The 20,965-nt window shown below is 35.0% G+C and carries 16 protein-coding genes and 1 pseudogene; all 17 read left to right on the top strand.

Annotated features, from left to right (window positions below; all coding sequences use genetic code 11):
* The first annotated feature begins 48 nt into the window (after positions 1–48).
* Positions 49–756, top strand: coding sequence for a carboxylesterase family protein (locus REB14_RS03040; RefSeq protein ID WP_309521468.1), 708 nt, complete (start codon positions 49–51; stop codon positions 754–756).
* 81 nt (positions 757–837) lie between these two features.
* Positions 838–3,165 (top strand): beta-glucosidase BglX, encoded by a 2,328-nt coding sequence (gene bglX, locus REB14_RS03035; RefSeq protein WP_309521467.1) that lies wholly within the window; start codon positions 838–840, stop codon positions 3,163–3,165.
* A gap of 93 nt (positions 3,166–3,258) precedes the next feature.
* Positions 3,259–3,657, top strand: a complete 399-nt coding sequence (locus REB14_RS03030) for a hypothetical protein (RefSeq protein ID WP_079242220.1) — start codon at positions 3,259–3,261, stop codon at positions 3,655–3,657.
* A gap of 119 nt (positions 3,658–3,776) precedes the next feature.
* Positions 3,777–4,187, top strand: coding sequence for a hypothetical protein (locus REB14_RS03025; protein ID WP_079242219.1), 411 nt, complete (start codon positions 3,777–3,779; stop codon positions 4,185–4,187).
* A 267-nt stretch (positions 4,188–4,454) separates the two neighbouring features.
* A complete protein-coding gene (locus REB14_RS03020; RefSeq protein WP_309521466.1) occupies positions 4,455–6,092 on the top strand; it encodes a T9SS type A sorting domain-containing protein in 1,638 nt (545 codons plus the stop codon).
* Positions 6,093–6,098: 6 nt separating this feature from the next.
* Complete coding sequence (locus REB14_RS03015; RefSeq protein WP_079242217.1) at positions 6,099–9,320, top strand: hypothetical protein; 3,222 nt, start codon at positions 6,099–6,101, stop codon at positions 9,318–9,320.
* Positions 9,321–9,325: 5 nt separating this feature from the next.
* Positions 9,326–12,841 (top strand): DUF6443 domain-containing protein, encoded by a 3,516-nt coding sequence (locus REB14_RS03010; protein ID WP_309521465.1) that lies wholly within the window; start codon positions 9,326–9,328, stop codon positions 12,839–12,841.
* 4 nt (positions 12,842–12,845) lie between these two features.
* Positions 12,846–13,367: a hypothetical protein gene (locus REB14_RS03005; protein WP_309521464.1), complete on the top strand. Its 522-nt coding sequence runs from the start codon at positions 12,846–12,848 to the stop codon at positions 13,365–13,367.
* 66 nt (positions 13,368–13,433) lie between these two features.
* Positions 13,434–14,261, top strand: a pseudogene (locus REB14_RS03000) (RHS repeat-associated core domain-containing protein); the annotation flags it as partial.
* Positions 14,239–14,748, top strand: a complete 510-nt coding sequence (locus tag REB14_RS02995) for a hypothetical protein (RefSeq protein ID WP_309521463.1) — start codon at positions 14,239–14,241, stop codon at positions 14,746–14,748. The pseudogene REB14_RS03000 and the gene REB14_RS02995, both read left to right, overlap by 23 nt.
* An 81-nt stretch (positions 14,749–14,829) precedes the next feature.
* Positions 14,830–15,906 (top strand): RHS repeat-associated core domain-containing protein, encoded by a 1,077-nt coding sequence (locus REB14_RS02990; RefSeq protein ID WP_309521462.1) that lies wholly within the window; start codon positions 14,830–14,832, stop codon positions 15,904–15,906.
* Positions 15,869–16,354 carry a hypothetical protein gene (locus REB14_RS02985; RefSeq protein ID WP_309521461.1) on the top strand — a complete coding sequence of 162 codons (486 nt, stop codon included), beginning with the start codon at positions 15,869–15,871 and terminating at the stop codon, positions 16,352–16,354. The genes REB14_RS02990 and REB14_RS02985 overlap by 38 nt, the downstream gene beginning before the upstream one ends.
* A 290-nt stretch (positions 16,355–16,644) precedes the next feature.
* Entirely contained in the window at positions 16,645–16,869 is a 225-nt protein-coding gene (locus tag REB14_RS02980) for a hypothetical protein (RefSeq protein WP_309521460.1), read from the top strand.
* A 51-nt stretch (positions 16,870–16,920) separates the two neighbouring features.
* Entirely contained in the window at positions 16,921–17,064 is a 144-nt protein-coding gene (locus REB14_RS02975; protein WP_309521459.1) for a bacteriocin-like protein, read from the top strand.
* 361 nt (positions 17,065–17,425) lie between these two features.
* A complete protein-coding gene (purB, locus tag REB14_RS02970; RefSeq protein WP_076597264.1) occupies positions 17,426–18,853 on the top strand; it encodes an adenylosuccinate lyase in 1,428 nt (475 codons plus the stop codon).
* 43 nt (positions 18,854–18,896) lie between these two features.
* Entirely contained in the window at positions 18,897–19,922 is a 1,026-nt protein-coding gene (locus REB14_RS02965; protein ID WP_309521458.1) for a hypothetical protein, read from the top strand.
* Positions 19,923–19,950: 28 nt separating this feature from the next.
* The gene (locus tag REB14_RS02960; RefSeq protein WP_309521457.1) at positions 19,951–20,922 is read left to right on the top strand and encodes a WG repeat-containing protein; all 972 of its coding nucleotides are present in this window, start codon (positions 19,951–19,953) and stop codon (positions 20,920–20,922) included.
* Positions 20,923–20,965 lie beyond the last annotated feature (43 nt).

Below are 20,965 nucleotides of genomic sequence, written 5' to 3'. Positions count from 1 at the left end.
ATAAAAAAGATCAAATCCGCTGGCTTTATCCAAAATCTAAATAACAATATGAAACTAAAACTGAAATATATCCCTCTTTTATTATTGCCGTTTTCATTGCAACTGAATGCGCAGGAGATAAAAGGGGAACTCAATAAAGAAATTAAAAGACAGGAAAAACTCTCCTATATTCTGGATTACCCTAAGAATACAAAAGGGAATGTTCCTTTGATTGTTTTTCTACACGGCTCCGGAGAGCGTGGAACTAATCTTGATTTAGTAAAAGCACACAGCCCGTTTACCTATAAAAATCTGATTAAAGAACCTGTAGCCATTCTGGCACCTCAATGTCCGGAAGGAACATGGTGGGATACCGTTACCGTCTATAATCTGATCAAAGAAATTCAGAAGAAATATAAAATTGATGCTTCACGCATTTATCTCACAGGACTTTCCATGGGAGGCTGGGGAACTTTAAAGCTGGCCATGGAACATCCGGAAATGTTTGCTGCTGTAGCTTCAGTCTGCGCACCGACAGATCAGGTAATGACTGCCAATATTCATCAGTTTAAAAACCTGAATATGAAAATATTTCATGGCGGAATGGATGATATTGTATTGCCCGCTAATGCTTTTAATTTTTATCAAAAGCTGCATCCTGTAAACCCAACAGCAGAATTGGTTATCTTCCCGAACGACAATCATAATTCATGGGATTCAGCCTATTCAAACCCAGATTTGTATGAATGGATGCTGTCTAAAAAGAAAGAAAAATAACCCCAAAATACACAATGATTGAAAGATAAACTCATCGAATTAAAGCAAAAAAATAAAACAATAATTTAAGAAGATAGATTTATGAAAAAGTTAATTGTAATCGCCACCTTAGCATTGGCTCCTGTATTTTCCGCTCAGGAAATGGTAACGAAGCCCGTTCAGTCTTATCAGACGGCTCAGTATCAGGCTAAAAAGAAAGCTTTTGTAGATAATCTTTTGTCTAAAATGACTTTGGATGAAAAGATAGGACAGATGAACCTTCCGACTTCCGGAGATTTCACTACCGGACAGGCACAGAGTTCTGATATTGGAAAGAAGGTAGAACAGGGGCTAGTAGGAGGATTATTCAATATAAAAGGAGCAGATAAGATCAAAGCTGTTCAGAAAGTAGCTGTAGAAAAAAGCCGTCTGAAAATTCCTATGATTTTTGGGATGGATGTGATCCACGGGTATGAAACTACTTTCCCGATTCCATTAGGATTGGCTGCTTCATGGGATATGAACCTTATCCAGCAGTCTGCAAAAGTAGCTGCCAGAGAAGCCGCTTCTGACGGAATCAACTGGACATTCTCTCCAATGGTAGATATTTCCCGCGAACCAAGATGGGGTAGAGTATCAGAAGGTTCAGGAGAGGATCCTTATTTAGGAAGTGAAATTTCTAAAAACATGGTGTATGGTTATCAGGGGAAAGACCTTGCTAACGGTACCAACATCTTAGCATGCGTAAAACATTTTGCTCTATATGGAGCAGGTGAATCCGGGAGAGATTACAATACCGTTGACATGAGCCATGTAAGAATGTTTAATGAATATTTTCCTCCTTACAAAGCAGCAGTGGATGCTGGTGTTGCTTCGGTAATGGCTTCTTTCAATGAAGTGGATGGAGTGCCTGCTACAGGAAACAGATGGCTTCAGACTGAAGTATTAAGAAATCTATGGAAATTCAAAGGCTTCGTAGTAACAGACTATACGGGTATCAATGAAATGGTAGACCATGGTATGGGAGATCTTCAGCAGGTATCTGCTTTGGCTTTAAAAGCTGGAGTTGATATGGATATGGTAGGAGAAGGCTTTTTAACAACTTTAAAAAAATCTCTGGCAGAAGGAAAAGTGACACAAGCCGAAATTGATATGGCGGCAAGAAGAATTCTTGAAGCAAAATATGATCTTGGTTTATTTGATAATCCATACAAGCACGGAGATGCAAAGTTAGCGGCAAAAGAAGTCTATAATATGGAAAACCGTAATATAGCAAGAAATACAGCTGCTCAATCCATGGTGTTGTTGAAAAATGATAATCAGGTATTGCCTTTAAAAAAATCAGGAACAGTAGCTGTCATTGGCCCATTGGTGAATAACTCAATGAATATGGCCGGAACATGGAGCGTTGCTACAAAACACGCTGCTTCAGTTTCTCTGATGCAGGGATTGCAGTCCAACTACGGAAAAGAAGTTAAGTTTTTATCAGCAAAAGGAGCGAATATAGACTATGATGCGAAGTTGGAAGAAATCTATGCAGCTCACGGTAAAAAAACAGACAGAGACAACCGTTCCAAAGAAGAATTATTAAAAGAAGCGGTAGATGTTGCCAGCAAAGCAGATGTCATTGTTCTGGCTATCGGAGAATCTGCTGAAATGAGTGGAGAATCTTCTTCAAGAACAGAAATTACCATTCCTCAGTCTCAGGTCGACTTACTGAAGGAATTAAAGAAAACCGGAAAACCAATCGCGATGGTTCTTTTCACAGGCCGCCCACTAGCTTTAACCAATGTAAAAGATACTCCGGATTCTATCTTGAACGCGTGGTTTGCAGGATCTGAAGCTGGTAATGCCATTGCAGATGTTCTGTTCGGAAAAGTAAACCCATCCGGAAAACTTCCGATGACTTTCCCAAGAAGCCTTGGACAGGTGCCAATCTATTATAATGCTAAAAATACAGGCCGCCCGCTAAGCCAGGATAAAGTAGACAAATGTACTTATGAAAGATTCCGTTCAAACTATATGGACGAGTGTAATACTCCTTTGTATGCTTTCGGATACGGATTAAGCTACACGAAATTCAATTACTCGGATATGACAGTTTCCAATACTACAGCGAAAGGAAATCAGACTGTTCAGGCATCTGTTACAGTAACCAATGCAGGAAACTATGATGGTGCTGAGGTTGTTCAGTTGTATATCAGAGACATGGTGGGAAGTATAACAAGACCGGTAAAAGAATTGAAAGGCTTCCAGAAAGTATTTTTGAAAAAAGGAGAATCGAAAAAAGTAACTTTCGATATCACTCCTGAAAATCTGAAATTCTATAACGGAGATTTGAAATATGACTGGGAATCAGGTGAATTTGATATTATGATCGGAACTAGCTCTGACAATGTTCAGCATTCAAAGATTAACTGGACTAAGTAATATCTGAAAAAGTAACTCACCGGATTGTGTTATGGTATTTTTTTGGCACGATTTTTAATAATACCACGGGTAATTATTAATATACAAATCGACATGAAAAAAACAATTTTATTAAGCACAATGTTCCTTGGTTCTTTAGCATTTGCACAAAAAGGAGTAATAAAAGGTGGTGACAAAGATGCGCACGGATGTATTGGTTCTGCAGGATATACTTATTCTCAAATTAAGAAAGACTGTATAAGAACTTTTGAACAGAAGATTAAGTTAACAGAAGTCGCTCCTAAAGAAAGTTATACTTCGATAGCTGCAGTTATTTTCAGTAAAGACATGAAAAAAGCTGAGGTTTTTGTAAAAGATGCCGGTGACAGAAGTATTATCCTTACCAGAGCAGGAGGTAGAGCCAAAGCATGGAAAAAGGATGGTTATGTATTGGTTCCTTACAAAAAGAACGGATATCAGCTTAAAAAAGATAATATCGTGATCTATCAGTAAAATCCGATTTCAAAAAATAAAACCACTCGCGAGAGTGGTTTTTTTTGTACCTTAGAGAAATTAATTAATATCACATTTTTGGGATATTTTTAATCCATCAGAAAACAAAAATTTTACATATGAAAAAAATAATTTTACTCAGTGCCATGTTCCTTGGTTCATTCGTTTTTGCGCAAAAAAGTGCTCCGGTTCTGGGAGGAGACAGAGATGTTCATGGTTGTATTGGTTCCGCAGGATATACGTATTCACAATTAAGAAATAATTGTATACAAACGTTCAATCAGAAAATAAAACTCAAAGAAGTAAAATCAGATAAAAGCTATACTTCAATGACGGCAGTCATTTTCAATAAAAGTATGACCAAAGCTGAAGTATTTATTCCGGATGGAGTTGCAAAAAGTATTATTTTGGATAAGCAGGGAAAGGCAAAGATATGGAAAAGCGGAGCTCATGTGAAAGACAGCTATGTTTTAAGCCCTTACAAAAAAAGTTACCAGATCAAGAAGAATGATGAAGTCATCTATCAGTAAAATCAAACTTAAAAAAATATATAGCCACTCGGGAGAGTGGTTTTTTTGTGGTATGAAATCAATGAATTCATTTGGATTTTAATGCGACAAGTTTTGTCGTTGTGGATAGATATTTTTGCAATATAATAGAATGAAAAATATATCAGAATTAAATGATAAATAACATGATTAACGGTACCACATAAAAGAGACTTTCTATCTTAAAAAATGTTAAATTTGCGAAGTTTTAAGAAACTAATTACTAACTCAAAAAACGACAACACGAGAATGAGAAAACTTTATCTCTGTGCATTTACCTTATGCACAATTCTGGGCGTATCTGCTCAGGAAGTGGTGTGGCAAAAAGATATCCAATCCTCTACCCAGGATTTTCTGAGCCAGGTCACCACAACCATTGATCAGCAGTATTTGATCACAGGTAGTTCTATTCAAAGCAATAAACAACAGGCTTCAGGCAGTAAGCAAAACAACGGTTATGATTTTCATCTGGTAAAACTTAACCAGCAGGGACAGGAAGTCTGGGAGAAATATTTTTCAGGACAAAACCATGATTATTTGTCTGCTACCGTCACTACTCAGGATGGCGGATTTCTTTTGGCCGGAACATCTTATTCAGCAAAAGGACTTGACAAAAAAGACGATTCCAAAGGCGGTTCAGATATCTGGTTGATCAGAATCAATGAATTTGGAGATGAGCTATGGCAGAAAACTCTGGGAAGTTCTTCTGATGAAGAAGCAAGATCTGTTATTCAAACTACCGATTTAGGATTTTTTGTGGCCGGAAATATACAGAACTCACCCAAAGGATACGGTTCAAAAGATGTTTTAATTACCAGATTAGACAAAGAYGGAAAAGAACTTTCTCAATTAATTTTAGGCGGAAAAGGCTTGGATGAAGTGGAAAAGATGATTCCAACGAGAGATGGAGGTGCGCTACTTGGGATTTATTCCAGGAGTTCCGAGGTTCGTGTTTCGGGTTCTGAACAAGATTCCGGGATGCGAGGTGCGGGTTCTGCATCAAATGTTCAAAACCCGAATCCCGTATCCCGAAACTCGAAACAAACTGAAAACTTCGGTGAAGGAGATTACTGGATTGTAAAACTCGACAAAAACGGAAAAGTAGAATGGGAAAAGAATTTCGGAGGAAAAGGAGATGATCATTTGAGAACTCTGGCCTTAACTTCAAATGGCTTTATCATCGGTGGAGAGTCAAGATCAGAAAGATCAGGAAACAAAACCGTAGGCATTGAAGAAGGAATAGATCTTTGGCTGATTGCTCTCAATGAAAGAGGTGAAGAACAGTGGCAGAAATCCTACAATTTCAAAAACAGAGATATTTTGATGGGCATGAGTGTGGTAAGCGGAAGGCTGGAAGATGGAAGCGAGAAGTCTAAAGGCATTCTGTTGGGAGGTTACACTCAGGCTGAAGGAAGAATTCAAACTGATGATGAGACTTTCTGGATGCTCTACCTTGATCAGAATGGAAATGAACAGTGGAGAAAACACATAAAGGGAGAATCCAGACAAAAAGAAGAAAGGCTATCTGATTTAAAACTGAACAGAGACGGTTCTATTATTCTGGCCGGAACTAGCGCAGAAGAACTGGGTAAAGAAAACTGGAAAATCATGAAACTGGGAGACAAACAGGTAGATCAGCTGATTGAAAAATACGATATCAAGATCTATCCAAACCCTGTTTCTGATTATGCATACGTAGAAGTCGGTTTCGACTTCAAAGATGCTGATATTCTTTTGTATGACATGAGCGGAAGACAACTTCAAAGTATAAAAACCAAAAACAGAGTGACTAAGATTAATACCCAGGCTTTGGTGCAGGGAGCTTATCTGGTGACGGTAAAAACTGATACGAATAAAATGGCGAATGCTAAATTAATTAAGAAATAAACTACGATGAAGAAAACAATTATGCTGTTGGGGACATTATCCGCACTATTTGCATTTGGTCAAAGTTCAGGGGTCTCACCTGAAAATAAATTTGCAATTTCAGTCAAGAGTCCCGATGCTAGTCAGCTGTCTAAATTTATAGATATCCCTACTGCGACTTCTACAGGGACTATTGGTGTTGATATTCCCATTTATACACTAAATGTAGATGGATATAAATTGCCTATTGAGTTGAAAAATCATGCTTCAGGTGTAAAAGTCAGAGAGATGGCAACTAAAGTAGGCTTAGGCTGGTCATTAAGTCTAGGAGGTATTTCCTTATCAAAACAGATCTTTGGAGCAGATGATAGGGGCTGGATTCCTTATGTTAACCCGGTCTCATTTAAACCTAACGAAGTTGAAAATGATAATGGCCTCGCAGCTATTATAACAGGATTCCAGGCAAATGCTCCAGATATTCCGGGTAAAAAACATGATACCCAGCCCGATATCTTTTCTTATTCTATTGGGCAGTTTTCAGGGGAATTTTATTTAAGCAGTACAGGCCAAGTCATTCAGGTTCCTTACAATAATATTAAAATTGTATTAAATGGATCTTTGTTTGAAATAACGGATGATCAGGGGATTACCTATTATTTTTCTCCCGCCAACCAAACCAGAACCCTTGGTGGTTCTATACCTACAGATGATGATTATTTATTATCAATGACAGATTATGAGATCGATAAAATTAAACTTCCATCAGGTAAAGAAATTAAATTCAATTACCTTAAAACAGATTATTATAAATATATAAGCAACAATACAAAAAGATATGAAATTTATAAAGATTGTCAATACTCGACAACGAATTCTGTGTTTAGAGAATTTTTAAGTACAACAGAAGTTTTTGATGAACAATCAATAAAAAGTATAGAGTTTGGAAATGAGAAAGTGGAATTTATTTATTCTAGTAATAGGCAGGATTTGAATAATGGACTTTCACTTGATAAAATATCTGTTAAAAATGGAAATCAAACGATATTAGCATATGATTTGGTTAAAGATTATTTTAACAGTTATGAGGTAATTGCAGGTGATGCTACAACAGCTAAAAGGTTAAAATTAAAAGAAGTTGTTAATTCAAATGATGGTTCAAAATATAAACTTTTCTATAATGAGGACAAAGTTTTACCAAACAGACTTTCAGATGCTACAGATCATTTTGGTTTTTCTAACGGAGGGGGTTCAGAGACAGGCATACCATTCACACAATTTGCAGGAAAGACATATGGATCTAATATTGATAAAGAACAGCATCTTGAGTATGCGGTTTCGGGCAGTCTGAAAAAAATTCAGTATCCAACAGGGGGAAGTATGGAAATTGAGTATGAAGGTGATGATTACTATACAACAAGAAAACAGGTAAAATTTGAACAAAAAAATGTTACAATTGATAGTGATGTTACCCCTTATTATGAATTTTCCATTGCCGGACATAATATTGTAGATTCTTATGGAGATAAAGTTACTTTTACTTCCTACTTTTCAAGCCCTGTAAATCCTGAAAATACAACACTTGATCTTCCCGTAAAATCTTATTTTGAGGGTGAAATTATGGATACTGATGATAACGTTTTGGCTAATTTCATTTTTACGGGCTCCTTACCTTTAACCTTAGACAAAAAAGATGCATACAGATTAAGAATTAGAAAAGTTAATTTGCGTGGCCAGGCACCGCACATTAATCTTGACGATTATTATGCTACACTTGGACTAAGCTGGACAGAAATATCAACATCTCAAACAACAGGAAATTATAAAACAGGAGGATTAAGAGTAAAAAAGATCATAAAAAGAGATGAAAATGATGCTGTAGCTCAGAGTGTTGAATATAATTACAACGATGATCAAGGAAAATCTACTGGAAATTATGTAGGTGATGATGTTAATTATATTTATACCTCTCCTTTACCGACTGATCCTTCTAGCAATATATGTCAGATAACGACAATTGGTAATATTGGTAGCTTTAATTCAAGTACAATTAATGGAAAACCTATCGTTTATGACAGGGTGCAGACAAAATATATCGGAAATCAGGAAAATTATAAAGTTATAGATACTTATTCCAATAGCAGAGGGCTGAACCCAATTGGGTTAAATCCAACTGTATTTACCTATTTTGATGGTAAATATAATCTTGGTCAAATTAAAAAGAAAGAATATTTTAATTCAGCCGGTAAATTAGTAAAAAGTACAGATTTTGAATATGAAAATGATTATTATTTTAATAAGTTTTCTAATGATTACAATGCTGCAGAGCCTTATTTAACAATAAAGCCTTATTCTATTTTAGTTAGTGGTTATCATTTATTTATTAATATTGGTTCTCCTTTTCCTGCAAGCTATAGAGCATTTTATAGTGTTGAACGGTATCAGATTTCTTCCGCTTGGGTAAAACAGAAAAGCATATTATCCAAGACCTATTTCAATAATCAGGAGCTTTCTGAACGTAAAGAATACCTTTACGATCCAAATTATAAACATCTCAACCCAATAAAGGAAAGAATCACTTATTCAGATAATAAGGTAAATGAGTCTGCGTTCGGTTTTGCTCATGAGAAAAACAATCAAAAATTAATTACAGCCAATATGATTGGAGTTCCTTTAGAGGTAACAGAAATAAAAAAGCAGAGCATTAACGATCCTAATGCAAAAATTGTTTCAAAAACGGAAACCAAATATGATAATCCATTGACCTTACTTCCAAGCTCAGCATTGTCGTATGATCTTCAGAATAATCCTACTACCGAAGTTATTTATGATCAATACGATTCCAAAGGGAATCTGCAGCAATACACCACAAAAGACGGTATTTCAACCGTAATCGTTTGGGGTTACTACCAAACTCAGCCTATTGCAAAAATAGAGGGAGCCAAATTAACAAACATCCAGCAGTCTTTAATTGATTCCATTGTTAATGCTTCCAATACAGATGCTTTAGCTGGTCCCAACAATGATGAAACGAATTTCTTTTCTGCATTGAATACCTTCAGAGCTAATACTGCCTTATCCGCTTATCAGATCACTACTTTTACGTATGATCCATTAGTTGGGGTAAGAAGCATCACTCCACCATCCGGAATCAGAGAAAGCTATGTGTACGATTCTGCAAACAGGCTTCAGAAAGTGATCGATGTGAATGGCAAAGTGTTGAAGGAGATGAAATACAATTACAAAAACTAAAACTGATGAAAAAGATATTAATTCCCATAGGAATCCTCATAATAGGAACTACCCACGCACAGCTTACCAATACAGAAAATTATGTCTATTCAAAGACATATTTATCAGATCCTACACTTGCTAATGTTAAAAGTTCAGAAACCGTTCAGTATTTTGACGGATTGGGGAGACCCAAACAAATTGTCAATGTCAAAGCCTCTCCATTGGGAAAAGATGTAGTTGTCCCCATTAAATACGATCAGTTTGGAAGACAGGTTCAGGACTACCTTCCTGTTCCTCAGGGAGCAACATTAAACGGTGGTATTATTACCGACCCATTAGCCAATGTAAGTAGTACCCCTTATGGAACAGAGAAAATCTATTCAGAAAAGATCCTGGAAAATTCACCATTAGACCGTATTATAGGACAAAAACAAGTGGGAACTGCCTGGGATAACAAACCCGTACAATTTGGATACGATGCCAATGCCGATGGCGAGGTTAAAAAATATACCGCCACTTTTAACTATACCACTTTTACTTCCCAACTCACCTTATCCGGCTCTTACGGAATAGGTCAGCTGTATAAAAATACAGTCACTGATGAAGACGAAAACCCAACCATAGAATTTAAAAATGGGCAGGGACAAGTTGTTTTGGTTAGAAAAGTAATCAGTGCCACAGAAAGTGCAGACACCTATTATGTTTACAATGATTATAATCAATTGGCATATGTAATTCCTCCCAAAGCCTCTTTAGAAGCAGATCCTAATACCGTACTGAATGATTTATGCTATCAGTATAAATATGATGTAAGAAACCGTTTGGTAGAAAAAAAGCTTCCTGGAAAAGGCTGGGAATATATGGTTTATAATAAAGCTGATCAGCTTATTTTGACTCAGGATACCGAGCTTAAAGGAAAAGGACAATGGCTCTTTACTAAGTATGACCAGTTTGGAAGAACCATCTACACCGGAATCACCAATAATACTGCCAGCAGGGCATCGATACAAAACAGTGCCAATGTCAATACCGTTTTATATGAAACCAGGATCGCTGCAGCCGGATTTACCTTAAATGGTATGGCTGTATATTATACCAAACTTTCCACTCCTTCCAGTGTTAGCCAGATACTAAGTGTCAATTATTATGATACTTATCCTCCGGGTTCATCTTCAGTTACCAATGTGTTTGCCCAGCCTCTTCTTACGGACAATCCGGCTAATGAACAAACTACCAAAGGACTCCTTACCGCCTCCTATATCAAAAATATAGAAGATGATCAGTGGACAAGGAACTTTATCTGGTATGATACCAAAGGAAGAAACATCGGTTCAAGAAGCAACAACCATTTAGGAGGATATACTGTGGTCAATAATAAACTTGACTATACTGGAGTTGTTCTTCAGACCAATACCTACCATAGAAGACTGGGTTCAGATCCTGAAAAACTCATTGTAGAAAAATTCACCTATGATCCTCAGAACAGGCTTCTGACCCACACCCATCAGGTGGGCAGCAACCCTGTTGAATATCTGGCCCAGAATAAGTACAATGAAATTTCCCAGCTGGAATCTAAGAAAGTAGGAGGAACAGCTGCCGCATCACCATTACAGACCATAGATTATCAATACAATATCCGGGGTTGGATGACAAAGATCAATGATCCTGCCAACTTAGGGAGCGATCTGTTTGGTTATCAGATCAATTATAATCAGGTAGAAGGATTGGAAATGCCTAACTCAGATTTTTCTGATTTAAAGGTAAAACCAAAATATAACGGAAATATTGCTGAGGTATCATGGAAAACCTTAACAGAAGATAATGAGCCGTTGAAAAGATATGGATATGTTTATGATAGTTTAAACAGATTGTCAGCAGGGTTCTACCAGAAAGCCGGAGCAGAAGCAGCTAAAGAGTATTTTGAAAAACTGGAATATGATCTTAACGGAAATATTACACGGCTTAAAAGATCCGAAGGTATTCTTCCGGGAAGCACTGTGGCAATGAGTATAGATAATCTTAAATATGATTACTCCGGAAACAGGCTGATAAAAGTAACCGATGAACAGCAGAATCCATCTGGTTATCCTTCCATTACAGTTCCTAATCCTATTGAGTATGATAATGGCAATCTCAGCGGGAATGGAAACATGACCAAACATTTGGATAAAGGGATTTCCTCTATTGAATATAATTATTTAAATTTACCAGATAAGATTACCCAAAACTCAAAATTGACAAGCTATCTTTACAGAGCAGACGGGGTAAAAGTAAAGAAGCTTTTTGGAGAGCTGGAGACCCATTATCTGGATGGCTTTCAGTATAAAACTACATTTTTAAGAGAATCATGGGATGGAGAAGGAACTTTTATTCCTGATCCTAATGAGATTCCAGAATTGAAATTGAGAATCATTCCTACTTCTGAAGGATATTATGATGCGCTTCTCAACAAGTATGTTTACAATTTTACAGATCATCTGGGAAATGTAAGATTAAGTTATACCGATACAAATGGAGATGGTATTATCCAGCCAAGGAGATATAATACATCAACATGTTCGCCTAAATTTGGTTGCCTTGGAGAATGGAAACCGGGAGAAATTGTAGAAGTGAATAACTATTATCCTTTTGGATTACTGCATAATTATACTGTGACTACCCAGAATGCTTATCAATACAAGTACAACGGCAAGGAACTGCAAGAGACTGGGATGTATGATTATGGAGCGAGGATGTACATGGCGGATATTGGACGGTGGGGAGTAATCGACCCTTTAGCTGAAACTTCGAGAAGATTTTCTCCATACAATTATGCTTTGAATAATCCAATTAGATTTATTGACCCCGATGGTAGACAGGCTGAGGATAAAATTAAAATATTTAACAATGGTAATATAGAGAGAACAAAAGATAATAATGCTTATGATACTATTACAAACGAAGATGAGTCTAAGTCTATCCAGATTGCCCGTACAAATGTATCAGAATCAAATCCAACTGGAGATTCGCAGATAGGAGATGCTATGACAGAAAACATTGTAACACAAGGTCATGATGGAGAAGCAGGATCATCTAGATATACATATTTGCAAATTCAAAATTATGATGTTGCAACCCAGTTTTTTGAATTTGCTGCTAGTAATACAAAAGTCGAATTTGGACAGGATAGATTAGGTTTTTCAGATGGTTTTAATACAAATATTATAACTACAAATCATACAGCTAATTCGAGTTCTAGTATAACTAAGACAATTGGTTATGTTAATGTAAGCCTACCAGGATCAAGTTCTTCTCATTTTATAAATATGGCAACAATTCAAGAAAGAGTTCACTCTCATATACCAGGTTCAGAACCAGGTCCTTCAGGATTTACTTCTTTTCTTAGAAATGGAACATGGGTAAGTGAATTATCACTACCTACGGGTGATCGTATAAAATATGATAGTAATATTAAAGATTCATATCAATATACGCCTAATGTAGGTTATTTTAGATATAGTAACGAAGTGTCTGTATATACAGGTAGAACAAAAAAATAAAAATATGAAAAGATTTTTTTTACTAATGTGCCTTATAATTCTTTGTAGCTGTAAAAATAATTTTTACAGCCAAAGGAAAAATAACTTATATCAAGATATAGTTAAAACATATATTGAATATAGAAATTCAGTAAAGAGTCTAAATAAAGAGGAAAACATATTATTAATTGGAGCTAATACAAGTAAATATTATGAAAATAGCTATTGGGTGGATGTTACTTTTGTAAATCCAATGTTATTGCAAGATGTAAAATACTCTAAAGTCTATCAAATAGATGGTTATAAATTAATTATAGATGAATCATTTAAAAAATCAAATATTTTAAAAAACTCTTTTAAAGAAACTAAATACGAAAATTTCAATTTAGCAAAAGATCTAATAGATTACAATGTTAAAAATTGGCATATTATCTTTAATTCTAAAAATGAAATTATTCGCATAACATCTCCATATCGAAAATCAAAAGAAATAAAAGAATTGCTTATGAGAAAAGGAGTAAAGTTTTCAAAGGACTACGAAGAGTAAAATTATATAACAAATTAAGAGACTGCCTTTGAGGTAGTCTCTCTCTTTATAGTAGGCTGTAAGAGCTATAAGTATAATGGTAAGGAACTGCAGGAGACCGGAATGTATGATTATGGGGCGAGAATGTATATGCCGGATTTAGGAAGATGGGGCGTTGTTGACCCGCTTGCGGAAAAAATGCCGAGCTGGTCGCCGTATGCTTACGCGTTTGATAATCCTATACGTTATACAGATCCTGACGGTAGAGAACCAGTTGATGATCACTTTAATCAATTCGGAAAATTTTTATACACAGATAATAAAAAGACAAATAATATTGTCATTGATTTTCAAAATCCGATTACTGGAAGTTTGAATACTGCTCCATGGCTATCGACAGAATTAAAAGATTATAAATTTAATAAGGACAATGCATTTGTTTTAGCAAATATTGCAAATCACTACACTAAAGATGCAGGTATAGATTTAGATAACCTCAAAGGTAATAGTACTTCTGTTGGGGTTGCTGATTATCATTTTGATGCGGGTAAAATGGTAGGAAAAGTTTCCAGTTATAATGGAGGTGAATATAATCCAGATGCTCTAATGCAGGCAAATAAAGGTTCTAAAACAGTTTCGCTTATGGTTGGTAATGGAGAAGTGAGTGAATTATATAATGATAAATACAATATGATATCTGCACTGAGTCATGAAGGAGGAAAAGTAAGTCACTTAACAGTAAATCCTGACAATGTTAATATATCTACACTTGATTTAGCAAAAGAACATGTCAAGGTTTATGAGCATCAAATGGCTTCTCCTATTTTTAAGAAAACTACACCTCAATTTCAACAATTAATGAAAAAAAATTATGGCAATGATAAATTCTATTATGAGAAATATAAACAAAAATAAGTTACATATTTATATAATATTGTTAGTAGCTTTATTTATATCTTGTAAAAAATCTATATCCAAGGATAAAAATGCTGTTTCTTCTTTCCAAAATTTGATATGTGATTATACAAAGGATAGTATAAATATTAAAAATGTAGAAACTTTTTTACTATTTGGAAACCCTACAAATGATACTCTTAAAGTTTCTCTTAAAGATGTTCAAGCAAACTATAGACATGTTTATGAAAAGGATACATTTAAGATAAACTTTGAAGCATTAACCCCTATTTCTATTCCGCCGAATGATTCTATCGGGTTACCTTGTATGTCAGTAATTGAAAAGAATTTTAACATAAGAAGTGACGTTTTTGAAAAAGGATTTTCAGTTTTTAATGTTAAATCTCAAAAAGAAATTTCTCATGCACCAAGTTACAGGCTAAGGCAAATGAATGATTTTCAATTATATCAAAAATGGGGAAAGAAAAATGATAATATAAGTTTATAAATAAGAAGAGGCTATCTCTTTTGAGACAGCCTCTTTTATAATTATGATAAAGATCAGTATATTTACCAGTACAAAGATCATTTGGGAAATGTCAGAGTTTCTTATGGAAGAAACAGCGCAGGCGCTCTTGAAATTACAGATGCAAACGACTATTACCCATTTGGGATGAATCATCTGAAGACTGGAAATGCGTTCTTTGGATCTGGTAGTTATAAGAATTATAAGTACAACGGTAAGGAGCTGCAGGAGACGGGAATGTATGATTATGGAGCAAGATTTTACATGCCGGATCTGGGCAGATGGGGAGTGATAGATCCGTTGGCTGAAGTTTCTAGAAGATGGTCACCATATAATTACGTTTTAAATAATCCTATTAGTCATATTGACCCCGATGGAAGATTATCTCAATCTTTTATGGATGAGTTGTGGAATAAATCGGGAAATAATACTACTTGGACAAATGATGGAAATGGAAATTTTTCTGATGGAAATGGAAATGCTGCAAGTGATTCAGGGCCAGGTCCAAAAGGTTCTTGGGGAGGTGTTAGTTGGTCAGGTTTTATTAATAACTGGAATTTTGAAGATACTGTCGAATTTTATCAAGCAAATGTAAGAGCGAGAGTAGGAACTTTAAAATCTGTAAACGGTAACGCTACGTTAAATGTTAAGCAAACTGCTGGACAATGGGATAAAGAGTATGGATGGATGCCCTGGAATAGAACTAACTTCTTAAATGAAAATACCCAAAATGTTACAAATTGTTATGGATATGTTTTAACTAATGGATATTTTTTTGTAGATGACAGCATAGAAAATATAAGAGGATTCTTATTAGATTCTGGTTATAAGTCATCTCAAGCAGCAGGTAAAAATTTTAAAGTTGGAGATATATTGTTATGGGATGGTCATATGATAGAAGCAACTGGCAAAAAAAATGGTGGTGTTGTTTGGAGTAGTTATTTTGGTTTTGATTCTTCGCCAGCAAAAGGTTCATTACAAGAAATTATGAATTATAATAAAGGATTTGGGAGAGCTTATGGAAGCTTACAAGGAGCTACTTTATACCGACAACAAGATCAATCTAAAATACAATTTGGACAAAAAAAATATGAAGCAATCGATGTTAAAACAATACAGCAACAAAAAAATAGTTATTAGTTTTTTTGCTCTTCTATCATTATTCTGTTGTAAAAAAAATGAAACTATTAAAAATGATCAGATTACTAATTCTGTAGTTTATAGAGCAGGAAATGAAGGAGTAAATTTGTCAGAAGAACGACAGATAGAAGCCTTTGGTAAATGGGAATTAACCAATGTGGTTTATTTTGATGATAACCGAAGAACTTCCAATAAAATTGCAGTTAATGAAATCGTGACCGTTAGTGAGCAGGGTGTGTTTAATCTTGAAAATAAAGCAATAGCAGACAAATATAAAACAGTTGGAACATACAAATTTAAAAATTTAGATACACTTAATACAACTTATTATATATTTAAGATTGACAGAGATAGAATGATGATGAAAAGCCCTATTCTATTTAGAATTGTTAATGGAAAAATGACAAAACAAAGAGCTAGAGCAGAAATCTACCTTACAAAAAAATAATATTTTTAAGTGATTCTCAAATATTAATGAGAAAATAATATCCTGCTACCGATTTTATTGTATGGCAGATAAAGCCCCCACTGCGCAAAGTCTCCAGACTTTGAGCTTTTAAATAAACTTACCCTCTGGTTTTCAAGGTAGGATAAATAACAACCCTTGCAAATACGGCAAGGGTTGTTTATAAATAAGGTTCTATTAATTATATTTCCATTCAATAGAATTATCTAAATTTACCCGGCAAGATTACCCAAAATGCTAAAATAACCAATTATATTTACAGAGCAGACGGAGTGAAAGTAAGAAAGGTTTTCGGAACAGAGACAACCGATTATCTAGATGGTTTCCAGTATACAGATTCAGTATTGAAATTCTTCCCAACCTCAGAAGGATATTTTAATTACGAGACTGGAAAGTATGTATACAATTATACAGACCACCTTGGAAATACGAGATTAAGCTATGCTAAAAATGGAGCAGGATTACTGAAAAAAATGTATATTGTATTACCAAATTAAAGCGTAATCCGAAAAGCATATAGAGTAGGAAAAAAATCAAAAAATGTTATCATGAAAAATCTAAGAAAACTTTCAAAAAGAGAATTGAAAACTGTTCAGGGAGGTATTCCGATGTGTCTGGCAGGATACTTCTGGTGCTCATTGGAAAGAAAATGTATTCCAGTAGGGTCACAATGCGGACTTATTATCGATTAATTAATTAAAAATAGTAAAAAACATGCTGTCTCAGAAATGGGATAGCTTTTTTATGTGCTCTCAGTAATCAACTTAGGAATCAGGAGCGTTAAGAAAATTTCAATGTAATCCATTAAAAAATTTCCACTGTCTGAGCATGGGACTTACTCAGAACCGAAGCAGAACCGGATGATCCATGCGAGTTTGGAAATTTTAGGAGTACATTTAAATTTTTAGCGGATGATTCCCGTCTTGAACTTTTGCATACTTTTGCTTCAAGGCAAAAGTATAAGTATAAATCATGAATGAAAATCATAAAAGCAGGATTTTCATCTCTCACTGAAAAACCGTATTTTTGTACATCTAAAAAGTAAAAGAACGAATGAATTCCTACAAAAATCCATTGGAAGAACGCTACTCCAGTGAAGAAATGTTATTTAACTTCTCACACAATAACAAATTCCAGAATTGGAGAAAGCTTTGGATAGCTCTTGCTGAAATTGAAAAAGACCTTGGACTTGATATCACAGATGAGCAGATTGCAGAATTGAAAGCTAATGCTGAAAATATCGATTACGTAAAAGCAGCAGAGTACGAAAAAAAATTCCGTCATGATGTAATGGCTCACGTTCACGCATATGGTGATGTGGCGCCTTCAGCAAAAGGAATTATCCACCTGGGAGCTACTTCAGCTTTTGTAGGAGACAATACAGACTTAATTCAAATCCGTGACGGACTTTTAATCCTAAAGAAAAAGTTGGTGAACGTGATGAAGAATCTTTCGGATTTTGCGATTCAGTATAAAGATCTTCCTACTTTAGGATTCACACACTTCCAGCCGGCTCAGTTGACAACAGTTGGGAAAAGAGCAACACTTTGGTTACAGAGTTTGGTTCTTGACATTGAAGAATTAGATTTCTTCCTAGAAACACTTCGTTTCAGAGGCGTAAAAGGAACTACAGGAACTGCTGCCAGTTTCCTTGAATTGTTCAACGGTGATTATTCTAAAGTAAAACACTTAGATAAAGAACTTTCAAAAAGATTCGGTTTCGAAAAAGTTTTCGGAGTTTCCGGACAGACTTACGATAGAAAAATTGATGCGAAAGTTGTCGCTTTATTAGGAAATATTGCACAATCTGCACACAAGTTCACAAACGATTTACGTCTACTTCAAAACCTTAAGGAAATTGAAGAACCATTTGAGAAAAACCAGATCGGTTCTTCGGCAATGGCATACAAACGTAACCCAATGAGAAGCGAAAGAATCGGAGCGTTGGCAAAATATGTAATGTCTTTGACAACAAGTTCTGCAATGGTAGCTTCTACACAATGGTTTGAAAGAACATTAGATGACTCTGCAAACAAGAGATTAACAATTCCTCAGGCGTTTTTAGCTGTTGATGCTATTCTATTAATCTGGAACAACATCATGAACGGAATCGTTGTGTATCCAAACAGAATCAACAAACATATTATGGAAGAACTTCCTTTCATGGCGACAGAATACATCATCATGGAAGAAGTAAAAGCAGGTGGTGACCGTCAGGAAATCCATGAGGTAATCAGAGTTCACTCTATGGAAGCTTCCAAGAAAGTGAAAGAAGAAGGAAAAGAAAACGACCTTATCGAGAGAATCTTAAACGATGATTCTTTAAAACTAGACAAATCAAAACTGAAAGAAGTTTTAGATCCTAAAAACTTTATTGGTTTCGCGCCAATCCAGACGGAGGAATTCATCAAAAATGAAGTACAGCCGATTATAGACCAAAACAAAGACTTAATAGGATTGGAAGCAGATCTTAAAGTATAAAACAATATGCAGTCTTTTGGGCTGCATATTTTATTTAATTCGTATGAAGATTTACCTGTTTTTTATTTTGCTTTTATTTCCTGTGATGATATTTTCTCAGGATTTAAAACCGAATAAAAAAATCAGATCCGATGCCGATTTTAGCCATATAGTTTCAGGGATGACCGCTCCTGTTAGCTTGGGTGACTTCTCCAGAACGGCATTGTTTACAAACTCTAAAAATGACAGCATTTTTGCTGCAGAATATGAAAATAAGAGTAACGATGCATTATTTAAATTCAAAATTATTCCGGCTTTTCTTGATGAGGAAAGACTTTTAAATCATTATTATAAAGATTTAACTGAAAGAAAATATACTCCTAAAGAAAGTGGAAAAGTAAATAAAGGGGTAACCTTTAAAGAAGGAAAGTTCAAGCTTCACGGAATCAGTAGCTATTTTAACCATCTTAACAGACTGATTAATGTAAGGGTTTATGATGCAGGTTTTTGGGTTTTTATTTCAGAAATAAGCCAGAAAGGGAATGATACTTTAGTTCTGGATAAAATGCATGATGAATTTTTAAAGAATCTACAACCAGCAAAAATTGTACAAAATAATCCTTTAACAAGATATTCGAACATTATTTATGCACCTGTTGCTGCTCGTGACACAGTATTATTAAGAATCACCATGAGTAGTGCTACAAATAAGATGAAATGGATATATGAGAATATTGATAAATATGAAAGAGCTTCAGGAATCCCTGGAGTCCTTTTAGATTTTCACATTGCGGGAATTAATGGTTTTATAGATTATAAGACGAAAAAAAGTTCCACATCAATTAAGGAAGGTAATTTCACTGTAGATAAGTTGATTTCGTTCTTCACAAAACTTCGAAATGATGGCTTTATAGACGAATATTTAATGGAGCAGTATAACTATTTATTAAGTCCACCAGAAAATCATCAGTTTGATTATGAAGGTTATCAGAAGTGGAAGCTAAACAATTCTGTAGACTATAATGTTGCTAATAAGTATTATATTATTGTAAATTCGCGTAAGAAAACAGATCTCACCAAAGACGAGTAAATTAAGCCTTGAAACCACTTCCAATTCAATGAAAAAAATACTTTTAACCATCATACTGACACCAATCATTTCTTTTTCTCAGACTAAAGAAGATTTACATTATTTCAAATCCAAAGATTCTTTAGTGGGAGTAAAAGATAAAGCTGGAAAAATAATTGTTCCTGCACAGTTCAAAATCTTTTCATTTCTTAAAGATGGAGATCCTGTCGAAGGAGAAACTATTCTTTTTGATGGTAGTAAAGAAGGTGAAAAGTCAGAAAAAAATGCATGGGGATATGTGTACGACAGAAAAGGGAAATTCCTGTATCAGCCATTCCTTTATGACAACGGAGCAGATTACTTCTCTGAAGGACTGAGAAGATTGGTTAAAAATGGAAAAGTAGGATTTGCAGACCGTAACGGAAAGACAATTATTGAAGCTGAGCATGACTTTGCATTTTCTTTTAATTACGGATACGCCACCTTTTGTGACGGCTGCGACTGGGAAAAAACAAATGACGAGCACAGATCTGTTGTAGGTGGAAAATGGGGAGTAATGAATGTCAAAGGACAAACCATTCAGCCATTGGCAAAACCAACAGAACAGGATGTTGAAATAGACGGGAAATACTACCCGAATCCGTTTCAATACAATGAAAAAGAGAAGAATATCCTTCAGTTCTTTGAAAAACAGAAGAAAAAGCTTTCAGATCTTTATTATGTGAACTTTTACAATAAACTGTCTGAAAAGGAAAAGAATCTGTTTTTTGAAATTGTAGAAAGACCAAAAGAAAACTTTCCCTATTATCAGGTGAATACCTATAATCACAAGAAGAAAGATTTGGATATGCTTTACCGTTTCAAATTCCTGGTCTCAGAAAATGGTAAAACATTTTATGCCATTGAGGATTTTAATGAAAAGAAAGTTCCTTTTGAAAACTGGCTGAAAGAAGAAATAAAAAATGCAGAAGACTTTCAGAAAGAACATAAGGACAATCCGAATAAATTTATAAACAAATAAAATAAATTTGGAAATTCCATAGGTCAAATTTAAAGAAAATACG

The organism is Chryseobacterium metallicongregator (genome assembly GCF_031324065.1).
In the GTDB taxonomy this organism is placed as follows: domain Bacteria; phylum Bacteroidota; class Bacteroidia; order Flavobacteriales; family Weeksellaceae; genus Chryseobacterium; species Chryseobacterium metallicongregator.
This window is presented reverse-complemented; position numbering and strand designations above follow the sequence as displayed.

Bases quoted from the DNA above. Each gene is read 5' to 3' on its own strand.
- REB14_RS03040 (WP_309521468.1), top strand. From the start codon at position 49: ATGAAACTAAAACTGAAATATATCCCTCTTTTATTATTGCCGTTTTCA.
- bglX (WP_309521467.1), top strand. From the start codon at position 838: ATGAAAAAGTTAATTGTAATCGCCACCTTAGCATTGGCTCCTGTATTT.
- REB14_RS03030 (WP_079242220.1), top strand. From the start codon at position 3,259: ATGAAAAAAACAATTTTATTAAGCACAATGTTCCTTGGTTCTTTAGCA.
- REB14_RS03025 (WP_079242219.1), top strand. From the start codon at position 3,777: ATGAAAAAAATAATTTTACTCAGTGCCATGTTCCTTGGTTCATTCGTT.
- REB14_RS03015 (WP_079242217.1), top strand. From the start codon at position 6,099: ATGAAGAAAACAATTATGCTGTTGGGGACATTATCCGCACTATTTGCA.
- REB14_RS03010 (WP_309521465.1), top strand. From the start codon at position 9,326: ATGAAAAAGATATTAATTCCCATAGGAATCCTCATAATAGGAACTACC.
- REB14_RS03005 (WP_309521464.1), top strand. From the start codon at position 12,846: ATGAAAAGATTTTTTTTACTAATGTGCCTTATAATTCTTTGTAGCTGT.
- REB14_RS02995 (WP_309521463.1), top strand. From the start codon at position 14,239: ATGAGAAATATAAACAAAAATAAGTTACATATTTATATAATATTGTTA.
- REB14_RS02985 (WP_309521461.1), top strand. From the start codon at position 15,869: ATGTTAAAACAATACAGCAACAAAAAAATAGTTATTAGTTTTTTTGCT.
- REB14_RS02975 (WP_309521459.1), top strand. From the start codon at position 16,921: ATGAAAAATCTAAGAAAACTTTCAAAAAGAGAATTGAAAACTGTTCAG.
- purB (WP_076597264.1), top strand. From the start codon at position 17,426: ATGAATTCCTACAAAAATCCATTGGAAGAACGCTACTCCAGTGAAGAA.
- REB14_RS02965 (WP_309521458.1), top strand. From the start codon at position 18,897: ATGAAGATTTACCTGTTTTTTATTTTGCTTTTATTTCCTGTGATGATA.
- REB14_RS02960 (WP_309521457.1), top strand. From the start codon at position 19,951: ATGAAAAAAATACTTTTAACCATCATACTGACACCAATCATTTCTTTT.